The organism is Paracoccus versutus (genome assembly GCF_000763885.1).
Taxonomy (GTDB): Bacteria; Pseudomonadota; Alphaproteobacteria; order Rhodobacterales; family Rhodobacteraceae; genus Paracoccus; species Paracoccus versutus.
The window spans coordinates 13,013-34,327 of the sequence record NZ_JRKO01000026.1; the positions used below are offsets into that span (position 1 = coordinate 13,013).

Annotated in this window: 23 protein-coding genes; 9 read left to right on the plus strand and 14 right to left on the minus strand. The window is 67.8% G+C overall.

The genetic code is table 11. From position 1 onward, the window contains the following. Nucleotides 1-2 precede the first annotated feature (2 nt). A complete protein-coding gene (locus IT40_RS12995; RefSeq protein WP_036755708.1) occupies nucleotides 3-662 on the minus strand; it encodes a DUF1523 family protein in 660 nt (219 codons plus the stop codon). A 10-nt stretch (nucleotides 663-672) separates the two neighbouring features. Further along, nucleotides 673-954, minus strand: a complete 282-nt coding sequence (locus IT40_RS13000; RefSeq protein WP_036755711.1) for a hypothetical protein — start codon at nucleotides 952-954, stop codon at nucleotides 673-675. A gap of 104 nt (nucleotides 955-1,058) precedes the next feature. On the opposite strand from IT40_RS13000, the gene IT40_RS13005 reads away from it, so the two are divergent. The 5 genes from IT40_RS13005 (at nucleotide 1,059) to IT40_RS13025 (ending at nucleotide 6,633) form a co-directional block, all read left to right on the plus strand. Continuing rightward, on the plus strand, nucleotides 1,059-2,327 hold the full coding sequence (locus IT40_RS13005) for an acetylornithine deacetylase/succinyl-diaminopimelate desuccinylase family protein (protein ID WP_036755713.1): 1,269 nt from the start codon (nucleotides 1,059-1,061) through the stop codon (nucleotides 2,325-2,327). Between the two features lie 80 nt (nucleotides 2,328-2,407). Beyond that, nucleotides 2,408-2,701 carry an FtsB family cell division protein gene (locus IT40_RS13010; protein ID WP_036755717.1) on the plus strand — a complete coding sequence of 98 codons (294 nt, stop codon included), beginning with the start codon at nucleotides 2,408-2,410 and terminating at the stop codon, nucleotides 2,699-2,701. Nucleotides 2,702-2,905: 204 nt separating this feature from the next. Beyond that, complete coding sequence (gene pdhA / locus IT40_RS13015; RefSeq protein WP_036755720.1) at nucleotides 2,906-3,937, plus strand: pyruvate dehydrogenase (acetyl-transferring) E1 component subunit alpha; 1,032 nt, start codon at nucleotides 2,906-2,908, stop codon at nucleotides 3,935-3,937. A gap of 12 nt (nucleotides 3,938-3,949) precedes the next feature. Continuing rightward, nucleotides 3,950-5,314: a pyruvate dehydrogenase complex E1 component subunit beta gene (locus IT40_RS13020; protein ID WP_036755724.1), complete on the plus strand. Its 1,365-nt coding sequence runs from the start codon at nucleotides 3,950-3,952 to the stop codon at nucleotides 5,312-5,314. A 14-nt stretch (nucleotides 5,315-5,328) separates the two neighbouring features. After that, a complete protein-coding gene (locus tag IT40_RS13025) occupies nucleotides 5,329-6,633 on the plus strand; it encodes a pyruvate dehydrogenase complex dihydrolipoamide acetyltransferase (RefSeq protein WP_036755727.1) in 1,305 nt (434 codons plus the stop codon). 107 nt (nucleotides 6,634-6,740) lie between these two features. Here IT40_RS13025 and IT40_RS13030 read toward each other — a convergent pair whose 3' ends face one another. The 3 genes from IT40_RS13030 to IT40_RS13040 form a co-directional block, all read right to left on the minus strand. After that, nucleotides 6,741-9,809: an efflux RND transporter permease subunit gene (locus tag IT40_RS13030; RefSeq protein WP_036755729.1), complete on the minus strand. Its 3,069-nt coding sequence runs from the start codon at nucleotides 9,807-9,809 to the stop codon at nucleotides 6,741-6,743. After that, entirely contained in the window at nucleotides 9,806-10,972 is a 1,167-nt protein-coding gene (locus tag IT40_RS13035) for an efflux RND transporter periplasmic adaptor subunit (protein ID WP_036755733.1), read from the minus strand. Before IT40_RS13035 ends, IT40_RS13030 begins: the two co-directional genes overlap by 4 nt. 69 nt (nucleotides 10,973-11,041) lie before the next feature. Then, nucleotides 11,042-11,824, minus strand: coding sequence for a division plane positioning ATPase MipZ (locus IT40_RS13040; protein WP_036755844.1), 783 nt, complete (start codon nucleotides 11,822-11,824; stop codon nucleotides 11,042-11,044). Nucleotides 11,825-12,095: 271 nt separating this feature from the next. Between IT40_RS13040 and IT40_RS13045 the strand changes: the two genes are divergently transcribed. Both IT40_RS13045 and IT40_RS13050 read left to right on the plus strand, forming a co-directional pair. Next, a complete protein-coding gene (locus tag IT40_RS13045) occupies nucleotides 12,096-12,344 on the plus strand; it encodes a hypothetical protein (protein ID WP_036755737.1) in 249 nt (82 codons plus the stop codon). Continuing rightward, nucleotides 12,341-12,547, plus strand: coding sequence for a hypothetical protein (locus IT40_RS13050; RefSeq protein ID WP_036755739.1), 207 nt, complete (start codon nucleotides 12,341-12,343; stop codon nucleotides 12,545-12,547). The genes IT40_RS13045 and IT40_RS13050 overlap by 4 nt, the downstream gene beginning before the upstream one ends. Nucleotides 12,548-12,670: 123 nt before the next feature. Here IT40_RS13050 and rpmE read toward each other — a convergent pair whose 3' ends face one another. From rpmE to ffh, 8 genes are read right to left on the minus strand one after another with little or no spacing between them, the layout of a single operon-like run. Then, the gene (gene rpmE / locus IT40_RS13055; RefSeq protein WP_011750118.1) at nucleotides 12,671-12,892 is read right to left on the minus strand and encodes a 50S ribosomal protein L31; all 222 of its coding nucleotides are present in this window, start codon (nucleotides 12,890-12,892) and stop codon (nucleotides 12,671-12,673) included. 11 nt (nucleotides 12,893-12,903) lie between these two features. Further along, nucleotides 12,904-13,284 (minus strand): 50S ribosomal protein L19, encoded by a 381-nt coding sequence (gene rplS, locus IT40_RS13060; protein WP_024844932.1) that lies wholly within the window; start codon nucleotides 13,282-13,284, stop codon nucleotides 12,904-12,906. After that, a complete protein-coding gene (gene trmD, locus IT40_RS13065; RefSeq protein ID WP_036755741.1) occupies nucleotides 13,281-14,153 on the minus strand; it encodes a tRNA (guanosine(37)-N1)-methyltransferase TrmD in 873 nt (290 codons plus the stop codon). The genes rplS and trmD overlap by 4 nt, the downstream gene beginning before the upstream one ends. Beyond that, nucleotides 14,150-14,653, minus strand: coding sequence for a ribosome maturation factor RimM (gene rimM / locus IT40_RS13070; protein ID WP_036755743.1), 504 nt, complete (start codon nucleotides 14,651-14,653; stop codon nucleotides 14,150-14,152). Before rimM ends, trmD begins: the two co-directional genes overlap by 4 nt. Further along, nucleotides 14,653-15,027: a 30S ribosomal protein S16 gene (gene rpsP / locus IT40_RS13075; RefSeq protein WP_036755747.1), complete on the minus strand. Its 375-nt coding sequence runs from the start codon at nucleotides 15,025-15,027 to the stop codon at nucleotides 14,653-14,655. The genes rimM and rpsP overlap by 1 nt, the downstream gene beginning before the upstream one ends. Before the next feature lie 48 nt (nucleotides 15,028-15,075). Beyond that, on the minus strand, nucleotides 15,076-15,372 hold the full coding sequence (locus IT40_RS13080; protein WP_036755750.1) for a chorismate mutase: 297 nt from the start codon (nucleotides 15,370-15,372) through the stop codon (nucleotides 15,076-15,078). A gap of 54 nt (nucleotides 15,373-15,426) precedes the next feature. Next, nucleotides 15,427-15,969, minus strand: a complete 543-nt coding sequence (locus IT40_RS13085) for a GNAT family N-acetyltransferase (RefSeq protein WP_036755752.1) — start codon at nucleotides 15,967-15,969, stop codon at nucleotides 15,427-15,429. 4 nt (nucleotides 15,970-15,973) lie between these two features. After that, complete coding sequence (gene ffh / locus IT40_RS13090) at nucleotides 15,974-17,470, minus strand: signal recognition particle protein (protein ID WP_036755754.1); 1,497 nt, start codon at nucleotides 17,468-17,470, stop codon at nucleotides 15,974-15,976. 237 nt (nucleotides 17,471-17,707) lie between these two features. Here ffh and IT40_RS13095 point away from each other — a divergent pair, with 237 nt between their 5' ends. Both IT40_RS13095 and IT40_RS13100 read left to right on the plus strand, forming a co-directional pair. Then, nucleotides 17,708-18,277: a peroxidase-related enzyme gene (locus IT40_RS13095; RefSeq protein WP_036755757.1), complete on the plus strand. Its 570-nt coding sequence runs from the start codon at nucleotides 17,708-17,710 to the stop codon at nucleotides 18,275-18,277. Continuing rightward, nucleotides 18,277-19,182, plus strand: coding sequence for a DMT family transporter (locus IT40_RS13100; protein ID WP_036755761.1), 906 nt, complete (start codon nucleotides 18,277-18,279; stop codon nucleotides 19,180-19,182). Before IT40_RS13095 ends, IT40_RS13100 begins: the two co-directional genes overlap by 1 nt. Before the next feature lie 99 nt (nucleotides 19,183-19,281). Here IT40_RS13100 and IT40_RS13105 read toward each other — a convergent pair whose 3' ends face one another. Further along, nucleotides 19,282-21,240, minus strand: a complete 1,959-nt coding sequence (locus IT40_RS13105; protein WP_036755846.1) for a protein meaA — start codon at nucleotides 21,238-21,240, stop codon at nucleotides 19,282-19,284. Nucleotides 21,241-21,315 lie beyond the last annotated feature (75 nt).

Consider the following 21,315-nt stretch of genomic DNA (forward strand, 5'->3'; position numbering starts at 1 on the left):
GCTCAGCGCCCCCGCAGCCCGTCCCACCAGCGCCGCATCCGCCCGCGTGCCCGGTCGCGCGCCGCGTCGGCGCGGGCGTCGAGCCGGTCCCATGCCTCGTCAGCCGAACGCACGGCCGGGTCGATGGTGCGCTCGCGGAACTGGTTCCACATCCGCCAAAGCAGGAACAGCAGCGCCCCCAGGATCAGCAGGATGATCTGTGCCGCCCAGTTGAAGGGCTTCACCTCGGGCCCCGCCACCGGCTTGATCGAGATGGCGTTGGGATAGACCGAGAGCCAGGCGATGCGCCAGCCGTATGAGGTCACGCTGACCCATTCCGGGCTCGCCGCGGTCGAGCGCAGGTCGGTCGCCTGCGCATGCAGGTTCGAGCTGTCGTATTTGAAATAGGGTGGCCAGATCCAGCCGGTATCCTCGTTGCGATAGACATGGGGCTTGCCGTTCGGGCGCACCGTGTCGATGAAGCGCACGTCGCGCTGGCCTTGGGCGTTCTGCACCGTGCCGGTATCGGGCGAGGCATAGAAGAACGCATTGGCGCCGATGTCGGTCAGCCGGTTGTAGGTGTTGGTGATGCGGACCGTCTGCTTCGAGGGCAGCGTGTAGTCCAGAAACAGAAAGACCACGATCCCGAAGATCACCCCAAGGACGGTCAGGAACCAGCGCATCGGCGCCCCCTCAATAGTAGTTCACGATCACGATGATCACGATGATCGCGACCACCGGCAGGACCAGCACCAGCAGGGCAAGCCGCCCCCGCAGGGTCTTGCTGAAGCCCACCATCGAACGCCGCACGAACTCGGCGCGTTCCGGGGACAGGCCCGCGCGCTCGGGATGGCGGCGATCCCATTCCTTTTCAAGCTCCTCGCGGCGCAGGCTGCGGATATAGGTTCCGATGAGCAGGTAAAAGACCAGCTCGACAAGCAGGACCATGCCGATCAGGCGAAGAAAGGCGATCATCGGGCAGACCCTGGTTGCGAAAAGCCAGCCCCATGGAAGGCCGGCGCGCTGCGACTGTCAATGACCCCATTGCCGCGCCGCCGCGCCCGGCCTAGCCTTGCGCCATGGACGCCCTTGCCCTCGAGATCGAAAACCGCCGCGACGACCTGGTCCGCCTGACCCAGGATCTGATCCGCATCCCGACGCTGAACCCGCCGGGCCGCAACTATCGCGAGATCTGCGAATACCTGCAGGCGCGGCTGGCGCCCCAGGGCTGGGCCTGCGAACTGGTCCGCGCCCATGGCGCGCCCGGCGACAGCGAGGCCTTTCCGCGCTGGAACCTGGTCGCCCGCCACCGCGGCGGCCCGCCCGGCGAATGCGTGCATTTCAACAGCCATCACGACGTGGTCGAGGTCGGCCACGGCTGGAGCCGCGATCCCTTCGCCGCGGAACTGGACGGCGGCCGCATCTACGGCCGCGGCGCCTGCGACATGAAGGGGGGCTTGGCCTCCAGCATCATCGCCGCGGAGGCCTTCGTGGCGCTCTACCCCGGCCATCCCGGCCAGATCGAGATCAGCGCCACCGCGGACGAGGAATCGGGCGGCTTCGGCGGCGTGGCCTACCTGGCCGAACAGGGCGCCTTCGCCCATGTCGGCCATGTCATCATCCCCGAGCCGCTGCACAAGGACCGCATCTGCCTGGGCCATCGCGGCGTCTGGTGGGCCGAGATCGAGACGCATGGCCGCATCGCCCACGGCTCGATGCCCTTCCTGGGCGACAGCGCCATTCGCCACATGGGCGCGGTGCTGGAGGAAATGGAGCGCACGCTGTTCCCGCTGCTGATGACCAAGCGCACCGAGATGCCGGTGATCCCCGAAGGGGCGCGGAACTCGACGCTGAACATCAACTCGATCCATGGCGGCGAGCCGGATCTCGGCCCGGATTTCACCGGCCTGCCCGCGCCCTGCGTCGCCGACCGCTGCCGCATCACCATCGACCGCCGCTTCCTGATCGAAGAGGAACTGTCCGAGGTGAAACGCGAGGTCACGGCGCTGCTGGAAAAGGTCAAGGCGGCGCGCCCCGGTTTCACCTACGAGATCCGCGACCTCTTCGAGGTGGTCCCCAGCATGACCGACCGCGAGGCGCCGGTGGTGCGCTCGACCGCCACCGCCATCCGGCGGGTGCTGGGCCGCGAGGCGGGCTATGTCGTCAGCCCCGGCACCTACGACCAGAAGCATATCGACCGCATCGGCAAGCTGCAGAACTGCATCGCCTACGGGCCGGGCGTGCTGGACCTGGCGCATCAGCCCGACGAATGGGTGGGCGTGCAGGACATGCAGGATTCCGCCCGCGTCATGGCGCTGGTGCTGGACGACATCCTGCGCGGCGCTTAGGGGATTCCCCCGACGGGCCGCCTGTGGCATGATCCGGCCAAAAGAATGAGCAGCCCAACGAGCAGCCCCATGGCCCAAGCATGACCCAGCGCCTGTCGATCAGCGCCATCATCTTCTTCGTCGTGATGATCCTCCTGGGCGTCTATTTCGCCTATGCGGCGGTGCAGGGCCCCTCGGGCATCCTGCGCCGGGTGCAGCTGCAGGCCGAGACGCAGGAACTGGTCCAGCAGCGCGACAAGCTGCAGGCCGAGGTGGACCGGATGCGCAACCTGGCGCGGCGGCTGTCGGACGAATACCTCGACATCGACCTGCTGGACGAACGCGCCCGCGACGTGCTGGGCCTGGTGCGCGCCGACGAGATCATCATCCGCTGACGGCCCCCAGGGCCCCCGGCCTCCGGTTTCTCCGTTGTCCAAATACCCCTGCGGCCGCGCCGCCGGCGCGACCGGCGACGGCTGGGGCAAGCGGCTTTCCGCATCTGCCCTCTGGACGGATGCACAACGCCGGTTTACTTCCCCCGAAAGCTTCGCCTAGAATTAGTTTAACGCTGAACTATCCCCGCCCCGAGGAGGAGGCCCATGGTCAGAAAGCCCGCAGCCAAGCAAAGCACGCCCAACGTGTCCAAGGATGAGCTGCTCAAATACTACCGCGACATGCTGCTGATCCGGCGATTCGAGGAAAAGGCCGGCCAGCTTTACGGCATGGGCCTGATCGGCGGCTTCTGCCACCTCTACATCGGCCAGGAAGCCGTCGTCGTCGGCCTCGAGGCCGCGGCGAAGGAAGGCGACAAGCGCATCACCTCCTACCGCGACCACGGCCACATGCTGGCCTGCGGCATGGAAGCCCGCGGCGTGATGGCCGAGCTGACCGGCCGCATCGGCGGCTATTCCAAGGGCAAGGGCGGCTCGATGCACATGTTCAGCCGCGAAAAGCATTTCTACGGCGGCCATGGCATCGTCGCGGCGCAGGTGCCGCTGGGCGCGGGCCTGGCCTTCGCCGACAAGTATCTGGGCAACGACAACGTCACCTTCGTCTATTTCGGCGACGGCGCCTCGAACCAGGGCCAGGTCTACGAGACCTACAACATGGCCGAGCTGTGGAGCCTGCCCGTCGTCTTCGTCATCGAGAACAACCAATATGCCATGGGCACCTCGATGAAGCGCTCGACCAAGTCGACCACGCTCTACGGCCGCGGCGAAGCCTTCGGCATCAAGGGCGAACAGGTGGACGGCATGGACGTGCTGGCGGTCCGGGCCGCGGGCGAAAAGGCGGTGGCGCATTGCCGCGCCGGCAAGGGGCCCTACATCCTGGAGGTCATGACCTATCGCTATCGCGGCCATTCGATGTCCGACCCGGCGAAATACCGCACCCGCGAGGAAGTGCAGAAGATGCGCGACGAACGCGACGCCATCGAACATGTGCGCGAACTGCTGCTGCAAGGCCAGCATGCCTCCGAGGACGACCTCAAGGCCATCGACAAGGAGATCAAGGACATCGTGAACGATTCCGCCGAGTTCGCCAAGGAAAGCCCCGAGCCGCCGCTGGAGGAGCTCTGGACCGACATCTACGCCCAGGACGTGCCGCAGGGCGGCGCGGAACAGAACGCCTGAGGGGAGGGAACCATGGCAACCGAAATCCTGATGCCCGCCCTGTCGCCGACCATGGAGGAAGGCACGCTGGCCAAATGGCTGGTCAAGGAAGGCGATAGCGTGAAATCCGGCGACATCATCGCCGAGATCGAGACCGACAAGGCCACGATGGAATTCGAGGCGGTCGACGAAGGCATCCTCGGCAAGCTGCTGATCGCCGAGGGCACCCAGGGGGTCAAGGTGAACACCCCCATCGCCGTCCTGGTCGAGGAAGGCGAATCCGTCGATGCCGCACCCAAGGCCGAGCCCGCGCCCGCCGAGGCCAGGGCCGAGGCTCCGGCCGCCCCCGCGCAGGCCGCGGCCCCCGCGCCGGCCCCGGTCGCAGACCAGTCGCCCGACTGGCCGGAAGGCACGCCGATGAAGACCATGACCGTGCGCGAAGCCCTGCGCGAGGCCATGGAAGAGGAAATGTCCGGCGACGAGACCGTCTTTCTGATGGGCGAGGAAGTCGGCGAATACCAGGGCGCCTACAAGATCAGCCAGGGCCTGCTGGACAAGTTCGGGCCCCGCCGCGTGGTCGATACGCCGATCTCGGAAATCGGCTTCGCCGGCATCGGCACCGGCGCGGCGCTGGCCGGGCTGCGTCCCATCGTCGAGTTCATGACCTTCAACTTCGCCATGCAGGCGATCGACCATATCATCAACTCGGCCGCCAAGACGCTTTACATGTCCGGCGGCCAGATGGGCTGCCCGATCGTCTTCCGCGGCCCGAACGGCGCCGCCGCCCGCGTGGCGGCCCAGCACAGCCAGGACTATGCCGCCTGGTATGCGCAGATCCCCGGCCTCAAGGTGGTGATGCCCTATTCGGCCGCCGACGCCAAGGGCCTGCTCAAGACCGCGATCCGCGACCCGAACCCGGTGATCTTCCTGGAAAACGAGATCCTCTACGGCCGCAGCTTCGAGGTGCCGGACCTGCAGGATTTCACCATCCCCTTCGGCAAGGCCAAGATCGTGCGCCCCGGCCGCGACGTGACTCTGGTCAGCTTCGGCATCGGCATGGTCCATGCGCTGGAGGCGGCCGAAAAGCTGGCCGCCGACGGCATCGAGGCCGAGGTGATCGACTTGCGCACCCTGCGCCCGCTCGACTACGGCACGGTTATCGAATCGGTCAAGCGCACCAACCGCTGCGTGACGGTGGAAGAGGGCTTCCCGGTCGCCTCGATCGGCAACCACCTCTCGGCCCATATCATGGAAAACGCCTTCGACTGGCTCGACGCGCCGGTGATCAACTGCACCGGCAAGGACGTGCCCATGCCCTATGCCGCGAACCTTGAGAAACACGCGCTGATCACCGCCGCCGAGGTCGTCGAGGCGGTGAGAAAAGTCACCTATCGCTAAGGGGAGGGCAGAAGATGCCGACTGAAATCCTGATGCCCGCCCTGTCGCCGACCATGGAGGAAGGCACGCTGGCCAAATGGCTGGTGAAAGAGGGCGACGAGGTCAAATCCGGCGACATCATCGCCGAGATCGAAACCGACAAGGCCACGATGGAGTTCGAGGCCGTCGACGAAGGCCGGATGGGCAAGATCCTGGTGGCCGAGGGCACGGCGGGGGTCAAGGTGAACACCCCCATCGCCGTGCTGCTAGAAGAGGGCGAATCCGCCGATGACATCGCCGCCGCCCCGGCGCCCAAGGCGGAAGCCCAGCCCGAGACGGCGAAAGCCGAAGCCGCCCCGGCAGCGACGGCCACCGCCGCCCCTGCCCCGGCCCCGCCGAAATCGGCCGATGGCGGGCGCATCTTCGCCTCGCCGCTCGCCCGGCGCATCGCGGCGGAAAAGGGCATCGACCTTGCCGGCGTGACGGGTTCCGGCCCGCATGGCCGCATCGTCAAGGCGGATGTCGAGGGCGCGAAGCCCGGCGCGGCCAAGCCGGCCGCCGCCGAGGCGCCGAAAGCCGCCCCGGCACCCGCCGCGGCCGCAGCCCCGGCCGGCCCCTCGGCCGAAACCATCCTCAAGATCTACGCCGACCGCGAGACCGAGGAAGTGGCGCTCGACGGCATGCGCCGCACCATCGCCGCGCGGCTTTCCGAGGCCAAGCAGACCATCCCGCATTTCTACCTGCGCCGGTCCGCCAAGCTCGACGAGCTGATGAAGTTCCGCGCCATGCTGAACAAGCAGCTGGACTCGCGGGGCGTGAAACTGTCGGTCAACGACTTCATCATCAAGGCCTGCGCCCTGGCGCTGCAAGAGGTGCCGGATGCCAATGCCGTCTGGGCCGGCGACCGCATCCTCAAGCTGAAACCGTCCGACGTGGCCGTCGCCGTCGCGGTCGAGGGCGGGCTCTTCACCCCGGTCCTCAAGGACGCGCAGCAAAAGACGCTCTCGGCGCTCTCGGCCGAGATGAAGGACCTGGCCAACCGCGCCAAGACCAAGAAGCTCGCGCCCCACGAATACCAGGGCGGCAGCTTCGCCATCTCGAACCTCGGCATGTTCGGGATCGAGAATTTCGACGCGGTGATCAACCCGCCGCATGGCGCGATCCTCGCCGTCGGCGCCGGCATCCAGACCCCGGTGGTCGAGAATGGCGAGGTGGTGATCCGCAACGTCATGTCGATGACGCTTTCGGTCGACCACCGGGTGATCGACGGCGCGCTCGGCGCCCAGCTGCTGGAAGCCATCGTCGGGCACCTGGAAAACCCGATGGGCATGCTGGCCTGAACCCGGCTGCCAGGAACGAAGGAAAGGGGGCCCTCGCCGGCCCCCTTTATTCTTTCGTGTCCAAATATCCCGCGGGGGTCCGGGGGCGCGAAGCCCCCGGTCCGGCCTTACTCCCCGGCCGCCTCGGGTGCCGCGTTCAGCCCGATCCGCCGCCGCAGCCAGCCGCCGATGCGCACCTGCCCGCCATGCACGACGGAAAACAGCGAGGGCACGAACAGCAGCGACAGCAGCGTCGACAGCAGCAAGCCCCCGATCACCGCGATGGCCATGGGCGCGCTGAACTCGGCCCCCTCGCCGGTGCCGATGGCCGAGGGCACCATGCCCGCCGTCATGGCGATGGTGGTCATCACGATGGGCCGGGCGCGCTTGTGGACCGCGTCCAGGATCGCCTCGCGCTTCTCGACCCCGCGGTCTATGGCGCTGACCGCGAATTCCACCAGCATGATGGCGTTCTTGGTCACGATCCCCATCAGCATCAGGAAGCCGATCACCACCGCCATGCTGATGGAATTGCCGGTCAGGAACAGCGCCAGGATCGCGCCGCCGATGGCCAGGGGCAGCGACATCAGGATCGAGACCGGGGTGACGAAATTATGAAACAGCAGCACCAGCACGACATAGGTCAGCACCACGCCCGAAACCATCGCCACGGTAAAGGCCTGGAACACCTCGCCCATGATCTCGGCATCGCCCGAGGGCTGAATCTCGGTCCCGGCCGGCAGCTCGACCTGCTGCTGCAAGGCCGTGACCTGCGCGTTCACCGGCCCCAGCAGCGCGCCGCCCGCCAGGTTCGCCGATACCGTGGTGCGATAGCGCCGGTCGTAGCGGCCGATCTCGGTCGCCCCGGCCGAGATCGAGACATCCGCCACCACCTCCAGCGGCACCTGCCCGGCCGAGCTGGGCACCCGCAGGTTGCGCACCGTCATCAGGTCGCGCCGCGCCTCCTGGTCCAGCCGCACCATGATCGGGATCTGCTTGTCGCCGGTGTTGAACTTGGCAAGGTTCGATTCCGTGTCGCCCAGCGTCGCCACCCGCAGCGTCGTCGCCAGCGCGCTGGCGGTCACGCCCAGCTGGGCCGCGACCTCGGGGCGGGGATGGACCTGGATCTCGGGCCGCTGCAGGCTGGCCGAGGATGTCACCCCCTCCAGCACCGGCAGGGTCTTCATCGCCGCCATCAGCCGCTCGGCCGCCTGGGCCGCGCCCGCCTCGCTGTCGCCCAGGACCGAGATCGACAGGTCGGCATTGCCCTCTTCGTTCTGGAAATTGATCCGCAGGTCGGGGATCTGCGACAGGTCGCGCTTCAATTCGTCCTCGATCACGAAGCTCGACCGCTCGCGTTCCTCCTTGGGGCCGTAATTGACCATCAGCTTGGCCTTGGCCACGTCGTCCTCGCCGCCGTTGACGAAGACCGAGCGCACCTCGGGCACCGCCTCGATGCGCTGCGAGATCATCCGCGCCGCGGCTTCGGTTTCCGACACCGTGGCGCCGGGCGGCAGCTCGATGCTGATCTGGCTGCGGCCGACATCCGAGGCCGGGATGAACTCGGTCGGCAGCAGCGTGGCGGAATAGATCGAGCCGGCGAAGACCCCCAGCCCCATCAGCAGCGTCAGCCCGCGATGGCGCAGCGTCCAGGCCAGCACCGCCATCAGGCCCCGCAGCACCGGCCCGTCGCGTTCCTCGGCCAGGCGGGTGTTGTCGCGCAGGAAATAGGCGGCCAGCATCGGCGTGATCAGCCGCGCCACCAGAAGCGAGAACAGCACCGAGACCGCGACGGTCAGCCCGAACTGCTTGAAATACTGCCCCGGAATCCCGCCCATGAAGCTGACCGGGGCAAAGACCGCGACGATCGAGAAGCTGATGGCGATGACGGTCAGGCCGATCTCGTTCGCGGCCTCCATGCTGGCCTCATAGGCAGGAACGCCCATGTTGATGTGCCGCACGATATTCTCGATCTCGACGATGGCGTCGTCGACCAGGATGCCGGTGACCAGGGTGATCGCCAAAAGGCTGATGCCGTTCAGCGTGAAGCCCAGCCAATGCATGACGAAGAAGGTCGGGATGATCGACAAGGGCAGCGCCACCGCGGCGATCAGCGTCGCGCGCCAGTTGCGCAGGAACAGGAACACCACCACCACCGCCAGCGCCGCGCCCTCGTAGAGCGTCTCCATGGTCGAGTGATAGCTGCCCGAGGTATAGGTGGTCGCATCGTCGATCAGGGTGATCCGGGTGCCGGGGTTGCGCGCCTCGATCTCGGCGATGCGGGCCTTGGTGCCGTCGCCCGCCTCCAGGTCGGATTCGCCCGAGGCGCGAAAGACGCCGAAGGCCACGACGGGCTGGCCGTCGAGCAGGGCGAACTTGCGTTCCTCGCTGGCGCCGTCGGTGACGCTGCCCAGCTGGTCGAGCCGCACCGTGCGCCCGCCCCCCTCGCCCGAGCCGATCAGGATCGGCGTCGCCGCCAGCCGGGCCACGTCGCCCGCCGATCCCAGCGCGCGAATGGAATATTCCGTGCCGGCCAGGTCGCCGCGCCCGCCGCCCATGTCGATGTTCTTAACGCGCAGCTGCTCCGAGATCTCGGCCGCCGTCAGCCCGAAGGCCATGATGCGGTCCGGGTCCAGGTCCACGTTGATCTGGCGGTCGGCACCACCGATGCGGGTGATGCTGGCCACGCCCGGCATCGTGGACAGGTCGCGCGACACCACGTCGTCGACGAAATCCGACAGTTCCTCGATGCTCATGCCGGGATTGCTGACGGCATAGGTCAGGATCGCCATGCCGCTGACATCGACGCGATGGACCAGCGGCTCGACGATGGATTCAGGCAGGTCGGCGCGGACATTGGCCACCGCGTCCTTGACGTCGTTCACGGCGCGGTCGGTGTCGGTCTCCAGCTCGAACTCGACATAGATCCGCGCCGAACTGTCGGTCGCGGCCGAGGTGATATGCCGCACCCCGGTGATCGAGGCGATGGAATCCTCGATCGGCTGGATCACCTGCCGGGTCAGCTCGCTGGGCGCCGCGCCCGGTTGGTTGACCACCACGCTGACCAGCGGCAGGTCGATGTTCGGCATGGCCGTCACCGCCAGCCGGCTGAAGCTGTAGAACCCCATCATCACCAGCACGAGGAAGATCGCGATGGGCGGCACCGGATGGCGTATGGACCAGGCCGAGAAGTTCATGGCGCCGCCCGCACCTGATCGCCGCTGCGGAAGAAGGCGCCGGCGCGGGCCACCACCGTCTCGCCCGATGCGACGCCCTCCAGGATCTCGCGCCGGCCCTGCCAGATCAGCCCGCTGCGGACCTCGCGCGTCTCGATCCGGCCGTCCTTGACCACCTGCACCCGCTCGCCCGTGGCATCGGCCAGCACGGCCGATGCGGGCACCGTCACCGCCTGCCGCCGGTCGGTGATGATCCAGCCGCTGGCGAACAGCCCGGTGCGCAGCCGCGGATCGGGGTCCAGCGCGATGCGCGCCGGCCCCAGCCGCGTCACCGGATCGACCGCCGCCGGCGCCAGCCGCAGCTTGCCCTCGACGTGGCCAAGGCCCGCGACCTCGATCTCGGCGGCATCGCCGGGCTTGAGCTGGCTCAGCGCGGTTTCGATCACATCCGCCTCAAGCTCGACCTCGCCGCCGGCAATCAGGGTGAACAGCGGCTCGCCGCCGCCGCCCGGAATGGCGCCTAGCCGGGCGGTCCGCGCCACCACCAGCCCACCGACCGGGGCGGTGATGCGGGCATGGTCCAGGTTCAGCCGCGCGATGCGCCGCGCCGCATCCGCCTGCGCCACGGCCGCCCGCGCCACGCCCAGCCCGTCCGAGGCCGAGGCGGCCGCCGCGCGCGCCGAAGCCTCGGTGGCGACGGCCTGGTCCAGCACCGCCTGGCTGGCATTGCCGCTTTGCCGCAGGCTGCGGGTGCGCTCCAGCGCCGAGACCGCCTGGGTCAGGCTGGCCTGGGTGCTGGCGATCTGGCTTTCGGCCTGGCTGACACCGGCCTCGGCGCGCTGATATTCGGCCTCGGCCTGCGCCAGCTGCGCCGACAGCACATCCTCGGACAGCCGCGCCAGCACCTGCCCCGCCTCGACACGGTCGCCGACCTCGGCCTCGATGCTGGTGATCTCGTGCCCCGAGACGAGGGCATGGACCTGCACCTCCTGCCGGGCGACCAGCGAGCCCGAGACCGGCACCCGCGCCTCGATCCAGTCCTGCTGGGCCGTGGCCAGCGTGACCACGGGCAATTCGGACTGCTCGACCGCGCCCGCCGTCTCGGCCATGACCGGCGCGGCCGGTCCCAGGGACAGGGCAAGCGCCAGCATCGCGATCCCGGTGATCCGGCAGGTTGCCGTCATCGTCCCCTCCAAACCAATCTGCGGCGCAACATAATGGCGCCGGCCATCGGCAACAATGCCGGCCGGGTTTCAGAACGAAACGCTGACGCCGGGTAGGTTCAACTCGCCGATCAGGTCGCGCAGTTCCTGCCGGGCGGCGATGTTGGACATGCTGAGCTGTTCCGTGCCGATGTCCTTGAGATCCAGCAGCGTCAATCCGCGCGGAAACAGCTCGCGGAAGATCACCCGCTCGGAAAAGCCCGGCGCCACGCGAAAGCCGATGCGCCTGGACAGGGTGGCGAGCGCGCCGCCGACCTTGCGCTTGTTGTGCATGGCCTGCGTGCCCAGCCGGTTGCGCAGCACCAGCCAGTCGATCGGCCCGGCCCCCGCCTCGCCGCGCAGCTGGCGGGCGGACCAGACCATCTCGGCATAGATCGAGGGGCCGAGGATCCTGCCCTCGGGCGACATCCGCGCCAGAAGGTCGAAATCGACGAAACTGTCGTTCATCGGCGTGATCAGCGTATCGGCCAGCGTATGCGCCATCTGGCTGAGCCGCGTGTGCGAGCCGGGGCAGTCCAGCAGGATGAAGTCGCATTCCGCCTCGAGCGCGGCCACCGCCTGCGACAAAGGGTCCGGGCCGCCCTGGGTCTCGGGCTCAAGGCGCCCGAGCAGGGGGGTGGGCAGGTCCAGCCCCTCGCGTTGGGCGAAGGCGGCACGATTCTCCAGGTAGCGGCCGAAGCTGCGCTGGCGCACGTCCAGGTCCAGCGCGCCGACCCGGTGGCCCATGCGGGCCAGCGCGGTCGCCACATGCATCGAGGTCGTGGACTTGCCCGAACCGCCCTTTTCGTTCCCGACCACGATGATATGCGCCACGAATCCCCCTGCGATGCCGGCCCGCGTCGCGCCGGACAATAGGCCGCGCCCGGCACGATGAAAAGCGCCGAGACCGGCCGAATCGCGGCCCGGCGCGCGCTTTTCGCTGCGGGACAGCCCTGCCCCGCCGGCCGTTCAACCATCTGTTCCAGCTTCATTCTTTCATCACGACAAAGCCGGTCGATATTTATCTTGCAAAAGACGATCAGCTATGTCGTTATATAGCCATGCCGGGATCTCCGGCCGGGTCAGTCAAGGGAAGGAGCCAAAGATGACCATGCTGAACCATCTGTCGGCCTTTGCCGATCGCGCGCTGCAGGCCGCCATGCCTGTCTCGCCTCGCTATGCCGTCAGCCTGATCGACCGGCGCACGGGCAAGCCGCATCGCATTTCCGACATTCCGCTGCGGCTGATCACCTGCGACCCCTTCGAGACCGCGCGCGACCTGATGCGCGACCGTGATCCGGCGCGCTGGGACACCGCCATCCATCGCCTCGACCGGAAAGGAGCGATCCAATGATCCACGCCGTTTTCTCCAAGCCGAACCGCGGCTATGCCACCATCGCGCTGTCGCCCTATCAAAGCGCGCAAGGCCCGGTGCTGCGCGAATATCGCGACGGCCGCGTGGTGATCGACACCGGCCGGGGCGAATTGACCGGCCTGGCGCTGAACCGCACGCCCAGCATGCCCGCCTGGATGCCGATCTTCGGCCTGGCCTATTGAGCCGCCGATCCGGCGCGGCCTGCCTGGCCCGGCCGCGTCCCCTCCCCTGGGCCGCCCACCGCCCACGAACGAAAAACGCCGCCCCTTTCGGGGCGGCGTTTGCAAGTCCGGTCGGCAGCGGGATCAGAAGCCCAGGCCGGCGTATTTGTTCTTGAACTTCGACACGCGGCCGCCGGTGTCCATCAGCTTGGCCGAGCCGCCGGTCCAGGCCGGGTGCGAGTTCGGGTCGATGTCCAGCGACATGGTGTCGCCTTCCTTGCCCCAGGTCGAGCGCACCTGATAGGTGGTGCCGTCGGTCATCTTGACCTCGATCAGGTGGTAGTCGGGATGGATGTCTGCTTTCATGGCGCGTCTCCTCAGGCCTTGGCTTCGGCTTTGGGCTTGTAGTTGCTGACCTCGGCGATGCGGGCGGACTTGCCGCGGCGATCGCGCAGGTAATACAGCTTGGCGCGGCGGACGCGGCCACGGCGCACGACGGTGATCGAGTCGATGTTGGTCGAGTAGAGCGGGAAGACGCGCTCGACACCCTCGCCGAACGAGATCTTGCGCACGGTGAACGAGGCGCCGATGCCGCCGCCCTTGCGCGAGATGACCACGCCTTCGTACATCTGCACGCGGGTGCGGGTGCCCTCGGTCACCTTGTAGCCGACGCGAACGGTGTCGCCGGCCTTGAAATCGGGGATGTCCTTGCCGAGCGCGGCGATCTGCTCGGCTTCCAGTTGGGCGATCAGGTTCATCGCTTTGGTTCCTTCGGTTGCTCGCGGTAGTCCCGCGATTGGTCTGATGCGCCCGAGAGCTGTCGGTCCTTTGCCGGGTCCACATGAGCCTGCTCATATGCCCGCCACAGGTCGGGGCGGCGTTCCTTGGTCAGCCTTTCGGCCATGTCGTGACGCCAATTGGCAATAGCCGCGTGATTGCCGGACAACAGCACGTCCGGGATCGCGCGGCCTTCCCAAAGGGCGGGCTTCGTGTACTGCGGATGTTCCAGCAGGCCGCCATGGTCCGGGGAAAAGGATTCCTCGGCCAGAGAGTCCTGATTCCCCAGCACGCGCGGTATAAGGCGAACCGTCGCGTCGATCAAGACCTGAGCCGCCAGTTCCCCGCCGGTCAGGACATAGTCGCCGATGCTGATCTCTTCGACGCCATGGGCGTCCAGCACGCGCTGGTCCACGCCCTCGAACCGGCCGCAGATCAGGGTCATGCCGGGCCCCTGCGCCAGTTCGCGGGCGCGGGCCTGGGTAAAGGGCCTGCCGCGCGGCGACAGATAGATCACCGGCAGGTCGGCCCCCGCCTCGCGCAGCGCCGCATCCATCACGTCGGCGCGGATCACCATGCCGGCGCCGCCGCCGGCGGGCGTGTCGTCCACGTTGCGGTGCTTGCCGATGCCAAAGGGGCGCAGGTCGATGCTGCGCAGGTTCCACAGCCCCTCGGTCAGCGCCCTGCCGGTCAGGGAAAGCCCCAGAACCCCTGGAAAAGCCTCGGGGAAAAGCGTGACGACCTGCGCGGTCCAGGCGCCCCTGACCTGCGGCTCGGCCATCAGGTCGCGCGGCTGCAGGCTGGCGCGGATCGACAGCCGGCCGTGGGATTTCATCGCCCCGCCGGTCATTCCTGCTCGTCCGGCGGGTCGGCGACGATGCGGCCCGCGGCCAGGTCCACCGTGGGCACGAAGGCACGGGTAAAGGGCAGAAGCAGCACCTGCCGCCGTCCGGGCCCGTGGATCTCCAGGATGTCGCCCGCGCCGTGGTCGTAGATCGCGCGGACCTTGCCGATCAGCGCCCCGCCGGTGTCATGGACCGACAGGCCGATCAGGTCGGCATGATAGAATTCGTCGTCCGGCAGGGCCGGAAGCTTGTCGCGGTCGGCCCAGAGCGTCACGCCCTTCAGCGCTTCGGCCTGTTCGCGCGTCTCGACGCCCGACAGCCGGGCGCCAAGTCCGCCCGTCACCGGCCGCGTCAGGCGGACGGTGAACGAGCGGCTGCCGTCTTCGGTATAAAGCGGGGCATATGCGGCAATATCGTTCGGTTGCGAGGTAAAGCTCTTCAGCCTCACCTCGCCCCGGACGCCAAAGGCGCCCGCGATCGCACCGACGCAGACCCGCTCGGTCATTATTCCGAAGCGGCTTCTTCGGCCGGGGCGTTGGCGGCGGCTTCACGCGCGGCGCGCTTTTCGGCGCGTTCCTTGGCGGCCTTGCCGGGCTCGCCCTTCTTCAGGTTCTTGCGCTCGGTCTTTTCCTTGACGCCGGCGGCTTCCAGGAAGCGGGCGACGCGGTCGGTCGGCTGCGCACCCTGCGAGAGCCAGTATTGCACGCGCTCGAGGTTCATCTTGATGCGCTCTTCCGAATCCTTCGGCAAGAGCGGGTTGTAGGTGCCCAGCTTCTCGAGGAAGCGGCCGTCGCGCGGCATGCGCGAATCGGACGCGACGATGGCGTAATGGGGGCGTTTCTTCGAGCCACCACGGGCCAGGCGGATTTTCATTGCCATTGCGTTTTCTCCTTTGGAATGGCGGGGTCGGCGGGGGAAAACCCCGCCTCAGGGGAGGAGTTTCTCGTGATGCCGGATCACTTCGGCGATCACGAAGTTCAGGAATTTGCGCGCGAATTCCGGGTCCAGGTCGGCCTCGCGCGCGAGGCGTTCCAGCCGCTCGATCTGTCTCGCCTCGCGGACGGGATCGGACGGAGGAAGATCGTGTTCGGCCTTCAGGCGGCCGACGGATTGGGTGTGCTTGAACCGCTCGGCCAGCGTATAGACCAGAATCGCGTCCAGCCGGTCGATGCTGGCACGATGCTCCTTGAGCAGGGTCGCGGCGCGGGCGGTCGGATCACTCATTCGGGTCTCCAGGGATTGAAATGCGCAGCACCGCATCTACACGGGACGCGCCATTCATGCCGCGGCTCCGGCGGGATGGCGAAAGACATGCGGCGGGGCGCGGTCATCGCCGAAATGCGGCGCCTCCGCCTTGGGATCGCGCAGGGCGCCCAGCCGCCGGGCAAGCGAGATCGAGCGCGCATTGGCCGGGTCGATATAGCTGACCGGCCGCGACCAGCCGAGCGTGCGGATGGCAAAATCGCGCGCCGCCAGGGCCGCTTCCTGCGCATAGCCCCGGCCCTCCAGCCCGGCGGACCACAGCGTCCAGCCGATCTCATGCTCGGGCCAGCCGTCGGGAAACCACGGCCCGACCGCCCCCAGCGCCCGGTCCGATCCACGCTCGGTCAGCACGAACATGCCATAGCCGCGCAGCACCCAATGGCCGATGAAATGGCCAAAGGCGCGCCAGGACTGGCCGGGCTGCACCATCGGCCCGCCGACGAAGCTGGCGCGGTCGCTTTCGAAGAAGTCGCGCCATGCCGGCCAGTCGCCGGCCTGCGGGGCGCGCAGGACCAGCCGCTGGGTCGTCAGCACGGGCGTGTCGGCAAGCCGGATCATGCGCTCACTTCTTCCCGAACAGGCCGGAAAGCCCGCCCGGCAGGCCCATGCCGCCCAACTGGCCGCCCAGCCCCTTGGGGTCTTGCAGCATCCGCGTGGCCTCGGCCATCTTCTCGGGATCGACATTGGCCATGTCGGGCAGCCCGCCGCCCTTGCCGGTCATGGCGCGCATGGCCTGCTTGAGCATGCCGCCCTTGCCCATCTTGCCCAGCTTCTTCATCGTGTCGGCCATCTGCTTCTGCATCTTCAGAAGCTTGTTGAGTTCCGACACCTCCATGCCCGCGCCCGCGGCGATGCGCTTCTTGCGGCTGGCCTGCAGCAGGTCGGGATTGGCGCGTTCCTTTTTCGTCATCGAGTTGATCAGCGCGATCTGGCGCTTGATCGCCTTGTCGTCGAAACCGGCCGCCTCGGCCTGCTTGGCCATCTTGCCCATGCCGGGCATCATGCCCATGATCGACTGCATCCCGCCCATCTTGAGCATCTGCTCAAGCTGGTTGCGCAGGTCGTTCATGTTGAACATGCCCTTCTGGAAGCGCTTCATCATGCGCTCGGCCTGCTCGACCTCCAGCACCTCCTGCGCCTTCTCGACCAGGGCGACGATGTCGCCCATGCCGAGGATGCGGCCGGCGATGCGCTGCGCGTCAAAGACCTCCAGCGCATCCATCTTTTCGCCCAGGCCGACGAAGCGGATCGGCTTGCCGGTCACGGCGCGCATCGACAGCGCCGCGCCGCCGCGACCGTCGCCGTCCATCCGGGTCAGCACGACGCCCGAGATGCCGACCTTGCCGTCGAATTCGCTGGCGACGTTCACCGCGTCCTGGCCGGTCAACCCGTCGACGACCAGCAGCGTCTCGCGCGGGCTGGCCACGTCGCGGACCGCCTGCACCTCGTCCATCAGCACTTCGTCGATATGCAGCCGGCCGGCGGTGTCGAGCATGTAGACGTCATAGCCGCCCAGCGTCGCCTGCTGCTTGGCGCGCCTGGCGATCTGCACCGCATTCTCGCCCGGCACGATGGGCAGGGTATCGACGCCGATCTGCTGGCCCAGGATCGCCAGCTGCTCCATGGCGGCCGGACGGTTGGTGTCCAGCGAGGCCATCAGCACCCGCTTCTTCTCGCGGTCCTTCAGGCGCTTGGCCAGCTTGGCCGTGGTGGTGGTCTTGCCCGAACCCTGCAGGCCAACCATCAGGATCGGCGCCGGGGGATTGTCGATGCGCAGCGCATCGGGCGCGCCCTCGCCCTGCAAGACCTTGATCAGCTCGTCATGGACGATCTTGACGACCTGCTGGCCGGGGGTGATCGACTTGGTGACGGCCGCGCCGGTGGCCTTCTGCGTCACCGCCTTGACGAAGCTGCGCGCCACGGGCAGCGAGACGTCGGCCTCCAGCAGCGCGACGCGCACCTCGCGCATGGCGGCGGCCACGTCATCCTCGGACAGCGCGCCCTGCTTGGTCAGCCGGTCAAAGACGCCGCCAAGGCGGTCGGACAGGTTTTCAAACATCGGCGGCCCTCCAATGGTTGCCGTTTGCCCGGGGAACGCGGGCGCGAATAAACAGGTGCGCCCCCGTGGGCGCAACGCGCTGACGGGGGGCGATCCCCGGACGAGGCGCGGGGACCGGAAGGACAGACCTTCCGGGAATCCCGGCGTGGATAGGGCCAATGCCCGCCAAAGTCAAGCGCGCCCCGGTTGACCCTGCCCCGGCTTTGGTGAAAACCTCGCGCCCCGGAGGACCGAGCCATGACCCATCCCATCAGCCGCTTTCCCGTGCCCTCGCTGGACGAGATGCCCGAAGACATCGCCCTGCGCATCCGCAAGGTGGCCGAGAAATCGGGCTTCGTCCCGAACGTCTTCCTGGCGCTGGCGCATCGCCCGGACGAGTTCCGCGCCTTCTTCGCCTACCACGACGCGCTGATGGAGCGCGAGGGCGGCCTCACCAAGGCCGAGCGCGAATTGATCGTGGTCGCGACCTCGGGGCTGAACCAGTGCCAGTATTGCGTGGTCGCGCATGGCGCCATCCTGCGCATCCGGGCAAAGAACGCCTTCATCGCCGACCAGGTGGCGGTGAACTGGCGCAAGGCCGACCTCACGCCACGCGAACGCGCCATGCTGGCCTATGCCGAAAAGGTGGCGCTGAACGCGCAAGGGATCGACGAGGCGGATCATGTCGCGCTGCGCGAGGCCGGCTTCGACCAGGACGAGATCTGGGACATCGGCGCCATCGCCGCCTTCTTCGGCATGTCGAACCGGCTGGTGAACGCGGGCGACATCCGGCCGAACGACGAATTCTACATGCTCGGGCGCGGCTGATGGCCGAGCTTTCGGCGGTGCCGCAGATGCGGCGCGAGGCGTTGCAGGGCCACGCGGCGATGCTGCTCTTCTCGGCCGCGATCGCGGGCTCCTTCTCGCTGGGCGCACGGGCGGCGAACCTGATCGACCCGGCGGCGATCTCGGCCGCGCGCTTCGCCATCGCCGCGGGCGTGGTCGGCGGCGTGGCCATGGCCGGGCCGGGCATCCCGCGGGAAACCTTCCGCGCGCCCTGGCGCTACCTGGTGCTGGGCGGGCTCTTCGCCGCCTATTTCGTGCTGATGTTCGAGGGGCTGAAAACCGCGTTGCCGGTCTCGGCGGCGGCGGTGTTCACGCTGACGCCGCTGATGTCGGCGGGCTTCGGCTGGCTTTTGATGCGGCAGCGCATGACCGGGCGCATCGCATTGGCGCTGGCGCTGGGGGCGGCGGGCTCGCTCTGGGTGATCTTCGGCGGCGACGCGGCGGCGCTGATGCGGCTCGAGTTCGGCCGCGGCGAGGCGATCTACCTGGTCGGCTGCGCGGCCCATGCGCTCTATACCCCGATGGTGCGCCGGCTGAACCGGGGCGAGACGCCGATCGTCTCGACCTTCGCCACGCTCTGCGCCGGCGGGCTGATCCTGCTTGTCTGGGGCAGCCGGGCGATCCTCGACACGGATTGGGCGCATCTGCCGGCCATCGTCTGGGTGACGCTGCTCTATGTCGCGATCTTCGCCAGCGCGCTGACCACGGCGCTGGTGCAATTCGCCACCATGCGGCTGCCCTCGTCCAAGGTGATGGTCTATACCTACCTGACGCCGGTCTGGGTCATCGGGCTCGAGGCCGCATTGACCCGCGGCCTGCCGCCGCTCGCCGTGCTGCCCGGGGTGCTGGCGACCGTCGCCGCGCTGCTTTTGCTGCTGAAGGACTGACGGCGCGGTTGCAATATGGGTATTTGGACAACGAAGAAGCCGAGGGCGCGGCGCCGGACTTCTTCGTTGCTCAAATACCCATGCGGCCGTGCCACCGGCTCAGGCGGCGGCCTCCTCGGGCTCGACCAGGGCCACGATGTCCATCATGATCCGGTTGAGCTCGAAATCCTTGGGCGTATAGACCCGGGCCACGCCCATCTTCAGCAGCCTGGCGGCATCCTCGTCGGGAATGATGCCGCCGACCACGACCGGGACATGCGCCAGGCCGGCGGCGCGCATCCGCTCCATCAGATCCTCGATCAGCGGCAGGTGGCTGCCCGACAGGATCGACAGGCCGACGACATGGGCATTGTCCTCGGCGGCGCGGGTCACGATCTGCTCGGGGGTCAGGCGGATGCCTTCATAGGTGATGTCCATGCCGCAATCGCGGGCGCGGAAGGCGATCTGCTCGGCGCCGTTGGAATGGCCGTCGAGGCCGGGCTTGCCGACCAGGAACTTCAGCCGCCGGCCAAGGCGGCGGCTGACCGCATCCACGGCCTCGCGGATCGGCTCCAGCCCCTCGGTGCGGTTCGAGGGGCTGGCCGAGACCCCCGTCGGGCCGCGATATTCGCCATGCACCTGGCGCATCACCGCCGCCCATTCGCCGGTCGTGGCGCCTGCCTTGGCGGCGGCGATGGAAAACGGCATCACATTCTGCCCCCTCTGCGCGGCATCGCGCAGCGCGGCGAGGGCGGCCTCGACGGCCGTCTCGTCGCGCGCTTCGCGCCAGGCGCGCAGCCGGGCGATCTGGTCCTGCTCGACCGCCGGGTCCACCACCATGATGCCGCCATCGCCCGCGGTCAGCGGCGAGGGCTCGCCCTGCTGCCAGCGGTTCACGCCGACGACCACCGTCTCGTTCGCCTCGATGCGGTTCAGCCGCTCGGCATTGGATTCGACCAGCCGCGACTTCATGTATTCGATGGCGGCAATGGCGCCTCCCATCTCGTCCAGCGTCGCCAACTCCGCGCGGGCGCCGGATTTCAGCTCCTCGACCTTGGCGGCGATCACCGGATTGCCGTCGAAAAGGTCGCCGTACTCCAGCAGGTCCGTCTCGTAGGCGACGATCTGTTGCATGCGCAGCGACCATTGCTGGTCCCAGGGCCGCGGCAGGCCAAGCGCCTCGTTCCAGGCCGGCAGCTGCACGGCGCGGGCGCGGGCGTTCTTCGACAGCGTGACGGCCAGCATCTCCAGGAGGATGCGATAGACGTTGTTTTCCGGCTGCTGCTCGGTCAGGCCCAGGCTGTTCACCTGCACGCCATAGCGGAAGCGGCGATATTTCTCTTCCTCGATGCCATAGCGGTCGCGGCAGATCTCGTCCCAGAGCTCGGTGAAGGCGCGCATTTTGCACAGCTCGGTCACGAAGCGGATGCCAGCGTTCACGAAGAAGGAAATCCGCCCGACCATGGCGGGGAAATCCTGCGGCTCGACCTTGGTCTTCAGGTCGTCCAGCACGGCGATGCCGGTCGCGAGCGCATAGGCCAGTTCCTGCTCGGGCGTCGCCCCCGCCTCCTGCAGGTGATACGAGCAGACGTTCATCGGGTTCCATTTCGGCAGGTGCTTCGCCGTATAGGCCGCGACGTCGGTGATCATCCTGAGCGAGGGCCTGGGCGGGCAGATATAGGTGCCGCGCGACAGGTATTCCTTGATGATGTCGTTCTGCACCGTGCCTTGCAGCCTGGCGATGTCGGCGCCCTGTTCCTCGGCCACGGCGATATAGAGCGACAAGAGCCAGGGCGCCGTCGCGTTGATCGTCATCGAGGTGTTCATCTGCTCCAGCGGGATCTGGTCGAAGAGCATGCGCATGTCGCCCAGGTGGCAGACGGGCACGCCGACCTTGCCGACCTCGCCGCGCGCCAGGACGTGGTCGCTGTCGTAGCCGGTCTGGGTCGGCAGGTCGAAGGCCACCGACAGGCCGGTCTGCCCCTTGGCGAGGTTGCCCCGATAGAGTGCGTTGGATTTTTCGGCGGTCGAATGGCCCGCATAGGTGCGGAAAAGCCAGGGTTTGTCTTTCTCGGCCACGATCTGCCCTCGCAACAATATTACGACTGGTGAAGCGATAACGTAATAATCATGCCCAGTCAATTCGCCGCAACG

Coding starts and splice junctions, on each gene's coding strand:
- IT40_RS13080 (WP_036755750.1), bottom strand. CDS start 15,372: ATGAGTGATCCGACCGCCCGCGCCGCGACCCTGCTCAAGGAGCATCGT.
- IT40_RS12995 (WP_036755708.1), bottom strand. CDS start 662: ATGCGCTGGTTCCTGACCGTCCTTGGGGTGATCTTCGGGATCGTGGTC.
- IT40_RS13085 (WP_036755752.1), bottom strand. CDS start 15,969: ATGATCCGGCTTGCCGACACGCCCGTGCTGACGACCCAGCGGCTGGTC.
- IT40_RS13035 (WP_036755733.1), bottom strand. CDS start 10,972: ATGACGGCAACCTGCCGGATCACCGGGATCGCGATGCTGGCGCTTGCC.
- IT40_RS13095 (WP_036755757.1), top strand. CDS start 17,708: ATGACCCATCCCATCAGCCGCTTTCCCGTGCCCTCGCTGGACGAGATG.
- IT40_RS13030 (WP_036755729.1), bottom strand. CDS start 9,809: ATGAACTTCTCGGCCTGGTCCATACGCCATCCGGTGCCGCCCATCGCG.
- IT40_RS13010 (WP_036755717.1), top strand. CDS start 2,408: ATGACCCAGCGCCTGTCGATCAGCGCCATCATCTTCTTCGTCGTGATG.
- IT40_RS13000 (WP_036755711.1), bottom strand. CDS start 954: ATGATCGCCTTTCTTCGCCTGATCGGCATGGTCCTGCTTGTCGAGCTG.
- rpsP (WP_036755747.1), bottom strand. CDS start 15,027: ATGGCAATGAAAATCCGCCTGGCCCGTGGTGGCTCGAAGAAACGCCCC.
- rpmE (WP_011750118.1), bottom strand. CDS start 12,892: ATGAAAGCAGACATCCATCCCGACTACCACCTGATCGAGGTCAAGATG.
- ffh (WP_036755754.1), bottom strand. CDS start 17,470: ATGTTTGAAAACCTGTCCGACCGCCTTGGCGGCGTCTTTGACCGGCTG.
- IT40_RS13025 (WP_036755727.1), top strand. CDS start 5,329: ATGCCGACTGAAATCCTGATGCCCGCCCTGTCGCCGACCATGGAGGAA.
- rimM (WP_036755743.1), bottom strand. CDS start 14,653: ATGACCGAGCGGGTCTGCGTCGGTGCGATCGCGGGCGCCTTTGGCGTC.
- rplS (WP_024844932.1), bottom strand. CDS start 13,284: ATGAACCTGATCGCCCAACTGGAAGCCGAGCAGATCGCCGCGCTCGGC.
- pdhA (WP_036755720.1), top strand. CDS start 2,906: ATGGTCAGAAAGCCCGCAGCCAAGCAAAGCACGCCCAACGTGTCCAAG.
- IT40_RS13050 (WP_036755739.1), top strand. CDS start 12,341: ATGATCCACGCCGTTTTCTCCAAGCCGAACCGCGGCTATGCCACCATC.
- IT40_RS13045 (WP_036755737.1), top strand. CDS start 12,096: ATGACCATGCTGAACCATCTGTCGGCCTTTGCCGATCGCGCGCTGCAG.
- IT40_RS13005 (WP_036755713.1), top strand. CDS start 1,059: ATGGACGCCCTTGCCCTCGAGATCGAAAACCGCCGCGACGACCTGGTC.
- trmD (WP_036755741.1), bottom strand. CDS start 14,153: ATGACCGGCGGGGCGATGAAATCCCACGGCCGGCTGTCGATCCGCGCC.
- IT40_RS13100 (WP_036755761.1), top strand. CDS start 18,277: ATGGCCGAGCTTTCGGCGGTGCCGCAGATGCGGCGCGAGGCGTTGCAG.
- IT40_RS13020 (WP_036755724.1), top strand. CDS start 3,950: ATGGCAACCGAAATCCTGATGCCCGCCCTGTCGCCGACCATGGAGGAA.